Origin of the sequence: Brachybacterium sp. HMSC06H03 (assembly GCF_001807385.1) — a bacterium.
Lineage (GTDB): Bacteria > Actinomycetota > Actinomycetes > Actinomycetales > Dermabacteraceae > Brachybacterium > Brachybacterium conglomeratum.
On record NZ_KV788702.1, the window covers coordinates 1 to 6,956 of the forward strand.

Here is a 6,956-nt window from a genome sequence, read left to right on the forward strand (position 1 = left end):
CCCGCCGACGGCAGGCGCGTTTCCAGGGACGGCCCTCCCCGCCGGCCGCTCTCGCACCACCGGCCGCAGGGCCGCGGCGGCGGAGGGAGCGTCGAGCGCGACCGGGCGCGCACCGACCGCAGAGGAGAGCGCGACCGCATCCGGGGCGGGAACGCCGTGAGCGGCGAGGTCCGCGTGGCGGTCCATCGCCTCCTGCACGGGCAGGTGCCAGACGGGCGCGCCGTCGGCCATCAGCACCACGGAGCGGGCGAACTCGGCGATGAACTCGGCGTGGTGCTCGATGGTGATCACGGTGATGCCGTCGCGTTCGTTGAGCTCGCGCAGCCGCAGGTAGATCTCGCGCGCGCGGGCCGGATCGAGCTCGGCGACCGGCTCGTCGACCACGATCACCTCAGGGCGCAGGGCGAGCACCGCCGCGAGCGCCACGAGATGGGACTGGCCGCCGGAGAGCTGCCACACGAACTGGTCGCGCAGATGGGCGATGCCGAGCTGCTCGAGGGCCTCGTCAGTGCGCTCGCGGTAGTCGGCGTGGCCGAAGTTGAGCGGGCCGAAGGCGACCTCGTCGCGGACCGTCGGACGCACCAGCTGGTTCTGGAAGTCCTGGTAGACGTAGCCGACGCGGCTGGAGAGCTCCGCGACGGACGAGTCCCAGGTGTCGACCCCGTCCACGTGCACGCTGCCGGCGAAGTCCCCGTGCCAGTAGTGCGGGACCAGGCCGTTGAAGGTCTTGCACAGGGTGGTCTTGGCGGAGCCGTTGCCCCCGACCACCGCCACGAAGTCCCCGCGCTCGATGGTGAGGTCGACGTTGCGCAGGGTGTCGCGGTCGGTGCCCGGGTAGCGGAAGGACAGGTCCTTCACGCGGATCATGGGCTCCGCCCTCCCGTCGCCGACGGGTGCCGGGGCGGGGGCGGTGGTCGGGGGAAAGGTCTGCATCAGGGTCTCCGGGGTAGGGGGCGTCGCTCAGGCGCGATCCGCGGTGTCCCGCGAGGACTGCGCGCGGCGGAAGAGCAGGATCGCGATGCCCAGGACCACGGCGATCGCGATCACGGGGACGAGGAGGAACCAGTCGCCGAACCGGTCGATGAAGTCCGGTTCGAAAGCGCCGGCGGAGATGTCGAACGCCTCGAGGAAGGCGAAGCCGAAGCTCGCCACTCCGAGCAGCACCACGAAGCCGACGAAGGTGCCGGAGATCCGGGCCTGGCCGGGGATCGGCTCGCCGGGGACGCGGGGACGCATGCCCATCAGCGGCTCGATCTTCCCGTGCAGCGCCGGGATCAGCCACATCGCGGGGATCGCGCCGAGCAGGATCCCGGACATCAGCACGTCCACGCCGAGGCCGAGGAGCTCGAGCGCCAGCATCGACTCGGGCAGACCCTCGACGAACTCCGCGTCCTCCACGCCGATCCACACCTTGGAGAGGTCCACGATCGCGGAGAGGATCTTGTCCACGAGCACCAGCACGATCGCGCCGAGCGCGATCTGCCCCCTGGAGCGGGGGTTGCGGATCAGGGAGCCGGCGATGAACACGGCGAGGAACATCTGCAGGTAGCCCTCGACCTCGGCGAGGCCGGAGAAGTCACCCATCAGCAGGTCGGTGAACACGATCTCGCCGAGCGGGGCGCCGAGCGCGGCCCAGAACGGGGAGAACAGCGCCGCGATCGTCAGCGGCACGAACACCATGTAGGACACGGAGATGTCGACGGGGCCGATCGAGGGGTCCGGGATGATCTCCAGGATGATGTTCGACAGGCCGAACAGCGACATCGACAGCACGAAGATCATGAGCTTCTGCGAGGTGGACAGCTGGGCGCTGCGCACCCCGTCGACGACGCCGCGGAGGCTGCCGCGGCGCTCGTCCTCGGCGGGGCGGGGAGGGTTCTGGGTGGTCACGGGGGTCTCCTTCGAGTGGTTCGGGGCGAGCTGGACGGACTGCGGCCGGGGAAGCGGGTCGCAGGGACGGTCGGCGAGGGGACGGGGGACGGCGGTGCCGCGCGGGCACCGGGATCAGGGGGTGGTGCTGCGAGCTCCCGCCGCGGGCGACGGACGCGCGGCCTCGCGCAGGCGCTCGACGAGCAGCTCGATGAGCGCGTCCGGGGAGTCGAGGAGGTGGTCGGCGAGACCGTCCGCGAGCGCCTCCTCGAGCTCCTCGTCGGAGTCCTTGCCGCCGCGCAGCAGGCAGACGGTGCCGATGCCGGCGTCCTTGCCGCCGCGGCCGTCGTTGACGGTCTTGTCGCCGACGTAGACGACATCGGCGGGGTCGGTCTCGAGCCCCGCGAGCGCGGCCTCGAAGATCTCGCGGCCGGGCTTGCGCACCCCGATCTCGTCGGAGTAGGCGGAGGGGCCGAGGTCGGCGAGCACGCCGTAGCGGGCGAGGATCTCGCGCACGCCGCGGCCGGAGATCGTGTTGGAGACGATGCCGACGACGACGCCCTGCTCGCGGCACCAGCGGATCAGCTCGAGCGCGCCGGGGCGGGGTGCGGGCAGGGACTTCGCGCGGTGCAGGGCGAGGGAGAGCTGCGCGCCGTCCAGGCGCAGCGCGGCGCGCAGCGGCTCGGGCAGCCCCTCCCCCACGAAGTCGCCCCACAGCACGGCCGGGTCGACCTCGTCGTGGCGGTGCGCGGGGTCGGCGGCGGTGTCGAGGTCACGGGCGTCCAGGGCGCGGCCGTCGCGGGCGCGCTTGCGGGCGCGGTGCCGCTCCCAGCCGTCGGCCACGGCACGCGCGGCGGTGGGGAGGTCGATCGGGTGGCCGATGCGCTCGGAGAGCTCGACGATCAGCGCGCCGACCTCCTCGTTCCGGGCGGGGTTCGGGGTGGACAGGGTGATCACGCCGCCGTGGTCCAGGAGCACGGCGGGCCGGCCGCGGCGCGAGGGGGCGGGCGCAGCACCGGGTGACGCGGTCGCCGTCGTCGGCCCGCCGGCTGCGCCGCGCTCGGCCGCTGCGCCTTCGAGCGCAGCGCGCAGCGGGGCGATCAGTCCCTCCGGGGTCTCGAGCACGAGGTCGGGAACCTCGGCGATGCGGAACGGCGGGGTGTCGGTGCGTCGGTCGCGGGTGATCACCACGGCGCCGACCCCGGCGCGGCGCCCGGCGACCACGTCCCGGTCGAGGGTGTCGCCGACGTACCAGGCCTGCGGCGGGGCGACGCCGAGCCCCTCCGCGGCCAGGCAGATCATGCCCGGGTGCGGCTTGCGGATCCCGACCTCGTCGGAGTACACCTGCACGCCGAAGAAGCGGTCCAGCCCCAGGTCGGCGAGGATCGCGCGGTGGGCCCGGCCGGAGTGGGCGTTGGAGACGATCCCGAGCGGGATCCGGCGCGCGGCGCACTCGGCGAGCAGCTCGTCGATGCCCGGGCGCTGGTGATGCTCGGAGACCAGGGTCGCCATCGTCGCGAGCAGCTCGCCGGCGTCGAGGGCGAGGGTGCGCCGGACCGGGTCCGGGAGATCGGCGAGGAGGAAGTCGCCGACGATCTCGGCCGGGGCCAGCTCGCGCGGGGCGAGGCGGCGGGAGGCGGCGTTCTTCCACATCGAGAGGGCGGAGCGCCCGGCGCGCAGCGACTCCGCGACCATCACTGCGTCGAGACGGGCACCGAGCGTCGCGGCCCGGGCGACGACGTCCTCGGCGAGCTCCTGCGCCCAGGCCACCCTGGGGACGGTCGTGACGACCACGCCGCCGAAGTCCAGGAGCAGCGCCGCAGGGGCGGGCAGCTCCGGGGCCCCGCCCGCCGCGGGGAGCGGGACGGCTGGGACGGCGGGATCGAGGGTGCGGGGCGCAGTGGTCACGGAGGTCCTTCGACGGGGAGGAGCGGGGGGCGGCGCGGGCCGGTGCTCTCGACGCTAGGCGGCGTCGAGGCGCGCCCCGTGAACGGAGGGTGAACCCATCGGCACGCCTTCGGGTCCGGGACTGAAAACCTTCAGATCCGCCGGTCACAACCGCACTCGGCGCTGATAGACCGGTCTCGTGACCGTTCCTGGGAAGCGCCCGAGCCTGGCCGATGTGGCGCGCGCGGCCGGGGTCTCCTCCGCCGCCGCGTCGATGGCGCTGAACGAGCGGCCCGGCATCGCACCGGCGACCCGGGAGCGGGTGCGGGAGGCCGCGCGACGGCTCGGCTACGGGCGGCGGAGACGGGCGGCGACTCTGTTCGGGGTCCTGCCGACCGACCTCGGGAATCCGTACCACACCGACGTCATCGGGGGCATCGAGGCGACGGCGGAGGCGCTCGGGGCGGGGGTCGTGATCGCCCACGGCAGGCGGGACACGGCGCACATGGAGCGGCAGCTGCAGCGCCTGCTGGACCTCGAGGTGGACGGGATCATCGCGGTGACCACCTGGCTGCCGCCGGAGGCGCTCGAGCGGGCGGCCCGCTCGGTGCCGGTGGTGGTGATCGGGCGGATGCAGGATCCGGTGCCGGGCACCGATGCGGTGATCACCGACGACATCGCCGGCGCCGCGCTCGCGGTGCGGCATCTCGTCACGGCCGGACATCGCCGCCTCGCGCACGTGACCCTGTCCTCGCGGCCGGGTCCCGCCGCCCGCCGCACCGGGTTCCTCGCCGAGACGGCGCGGCTCGGGCTCGCCGACGCGGTCACGGTGATCGGCCCGGACTCGGCCGCCGAGGGCATCGACCTGCTGCTCCGCGCGCTGCGGCGCGGCGCCGAGGACGCCCCGACCGCGGTGTTCGCCGCCAACGACATCGCCGCAGTGCGGGTGCTGCACCGCGCCGCCGATCTCGGGGTGGCGGTGCCCGAGCGGCTCAGCGTGGTGGGCTACGACTCTTCCGCCGTCGCGCTCACCGTCAGGCCGCACCTGACCAGCGTGAACCAGCCCCGGCAGGAGATGGGGCGGATCGCGGCGCGGATGCTGCAGGAGCGACGCGAGGGCCGGCGCACGGACTCCCGCAGCATCGCCGAGCCCGTGCTGCGCCTCCGGGACTCCACCGGGCCGTCCCCTGCCCCGCGATGAACCTCTTCCCCCGGCTCGACACGGCCGCGACGACCTCGAGCACGGGCCTAGTGTGACGTGCGCCCGCTCGGTTCGCGCAGACCAGCACTGTCAGGTACTCTGATCATCGCTCTTCACGAGCGCTGGAGGATTCGCCTAGCGGCCTATGGCGCACGCCTGGAACGCGTGTTGGGTTAACGCCCTCGGGGGTTCAAATCCCCCATCCTCCGCCGAATGGAAAGACCCCTGCCCAGCGAGTTCGCTCGCGGGGCAGGGGTCTTTCCGCATGATCGGCCGCCGTGGTCGCGCAGCCGGGACGCCGAAGGGGGTGCCCTCTCCCCCGCCCACGGAACGCTCTTCCGCGGGTGAGATGCCCGGATATCCTGCACACCAGCAGTGCGGTGGTGACGACGAGGGGGACGAGATGTCGAACGCAGGATGGGGAGGCCCGGGGGACGGGGCCGGCCCGCAGGGACAGGGCCAGGGCGGGCCGTGGCAAGCCGGCCTGCAGGGTGGCCAGGGCCAGGGCGCACCGCAGGGCGGCGCAGCCCAGGGCTCGTGGCAGCCGCCGCAGTGGCAGCAGCCTCCGTCGCAGCCGCCCCAGGGCCCCGGGTACGGGCAGGCCCCCGGCATGCAGCCTCCCGCACCGCAGCGGAAGCGGCCGTGGGCGCTGCTCGCCGTCGCAGCGAGTTGCATACTCGCGATGATCCTGGTGGTGGGCGGAGGGATCACCTTCCTCGCGCTGAACCGCGGGGGCCCGGAGCCCGTCGCCTCCGATCCCACGACGTCGTCGGAGTCGGTCGAGCCCAGCGATTCCGAGGCCACCTCGACCGAGGAGGAGACGCCGACGACCGAGGCATCGGACTACTCGGAGTTCCATGTGCTGGGTCTCGGGGAGTTCCCGGAGGCGACGCCCGAGGAGCTCCTGGGCGTCATGCAGGACAACCCCCTCACCGAGGGCGGCCTGCCGGACGTGGGCAGCTGCGACCTGCCTGCCACCCCGACCGCTCCCTCCCAGGAGCAGCTCCAGGCCGTGCTCGATGCGGCCTCGGGATGCCTGAACCAGGTGTGGTCGGTCGCGAGCTCCGACCGCGGGCTGCCCTGGACCGCGCCCGACGTGGTGGTCTACACCTGGCCGGACGTCCCCTCGTCCTCCAGCTGCGAGGCGGACACCTTCGCCGAGGACTTCCCGCGCATGTGCAACCTCGACTCCACGATCTACTGGCCCGTGGGCTACGGCACCGCGACGGACTTCGAGGACGAGGCGCACGTCCCCGGCGCCTACCTGTGGGACCTCGCCTACATGTACTCCAACTCCGCCAGCTGGAACAGCACGCTGGTGTTCTATCAGGGCGAGCTGCGCAACCAGTACGAGGACACCGACCCGGAGGCGTTCGACGACGCCTGGCGCCGCAACTCGCTGCAGTGGATCTGCTGGGCCTCTGCCGCCTCGATGCAGGTCCCCAGCGCCGCGCAGCCCAGTCAGGAGCTGCGGGACGCGCTCGGCTCGCCCGACGCCTGGGATGCCGGGGAGCCGCCGAACGACATCACGCCGGAGAACCGGGCGCGCTGGATCTCGGCGGGTTTCGACTCGGGCGGCGACCTCGCGAAGTGCAACACCTGGACGGCGGAGACCGGGACGGTCTCCTGACCGGACGGCGCGGCGACGGCGCCGGGCGTCCGGCGGAGGAGCCGCCGACCACCGGGCCCTGAGGGAAGGAGGACGATGAGCGATCAGCGCGGCGAGGCCGGGACCGGCTCCCCGGCGGATCCCGACCTCGAGGACACCGTCCGACGCACGCCCTCGGAATGGGCCCCGGCCGATGACCGCCCGGGCGACGCCGAGGGGACCGGCCCGGTCGGCTCCCGCGAGGACCTGCCCGAGGACGACACCGTGGTGCGCCGTCCCGGAGGCGGCCTGTTCGACCCCTCCCCCGGCGGCAGGCCCTTCCTGCCCGACACCGGCCCGATCCAGCGCTTCGACCAGCGACCCCGCTTCGAATACCCCGCCGCGTCGACC

The 6,956-nt window shown here is 73.6% G+C and carries 6 protein-coding genes and 1 tRNA gene; 4 read left to right on the forward strand and 3 right to left on the reverse strand.

The features are described 5' to 3' along the window. From HMPREF3159_RS04425 to HMPREF3159_RS04435, 3 genes are all read right to left on the reverse strand, one after another. Window positions 1-933 (reverse strand): energy-coupling factor ABC transporter ATP-binding protein (locus HMPREF3159_RS04425; protein WP_141748067.1); only part of this gene is annotated, 933 nt, incomplete at its 3' end. Window positions 934-960: 27 nt separating this feature from the next. Continuing rightward, window positions 961-1,890, reverse strand: coding sequence for a DUF8171 family membrane protein (locus tag HMPREF3159_RS04430; RefSeq protein WP_083305791.1), 930 nt, complete (start codon window positions 1,888-1,890; stop codon window positions 961-963). 114 nt (window positions 1,891-2,004) lie between these two features. After that, window positions 2,005-3,777, reverse strand: coding sequence for an HAD-IA family hydrolase (locus tag HMPREF3159_RS04435; protein ID WP_070499853.1), 1,773 nt, complete (start codon window positions 3,775-3,777; stop codon window positions 2,005-2,007). A 178-nt stretch (window positions 3,778-3,955) separates the two neighbouring features. Here HMPREF3159_RS04435 and HMPREF3159_RS04440 point away from each other — a divergent pair, with 178 nt between their 5' ends. From HMPREF3159_RS04440 to HMPREF3159_RS04455, 4 genes are all read left to right on the forward strand, one after another. Next, complete coding sequence (locus HMPREF3159_RS04440) at window positions 3,956-4,957, forward strand: LacI family DNA-binding transcriptional regulator (protein ID WP_070499854.1); 1,002 nt, start codon at window positions 3,956-3,958, stop codon at window positions 4,955-4,957. Window positions 4,958-5,081: 124 nt separating this feature from the next. Further along, a tRNA-Ser gene (locus HMPREF3159_RS04445) sits at window positions 5,082-5,166 on the forward strand. A 401-nt stretch (window positions 5,167-5,567) separates the two neighbouring features. After that, window positions 5,568-6,587, forward strand: a complete 1,020-nt coding sequence (locus HMPREF3159_RS04450) for a hypothetical protein (RefSeq protein ID WP_070499855.1) — start codon at window positions 5,568-5,570, stop codon at window positions 6,585-6,587. A 75-nt stretch (window positions 6,588-6,662) separates the two neighbouring features. Further along, window positions 6,663-6,956: hypothetical protein (locus HMPREF3159_RS04455; protein WP_210388832.1), on the forward strand; the 294-nt coding region annotated here is incomplete at its 3' end.

Bases quoted from the DNA above. Each gene is read 5' to 3' on its own strand.
- HMPREF3159_RS04450 (WP_070499855.1), top strand. From the start codon at position 5,568: ATGCAGCCTCCCGCACCGCAGCGGAAGCGGCCGTGGGCGCTGCTCGCC.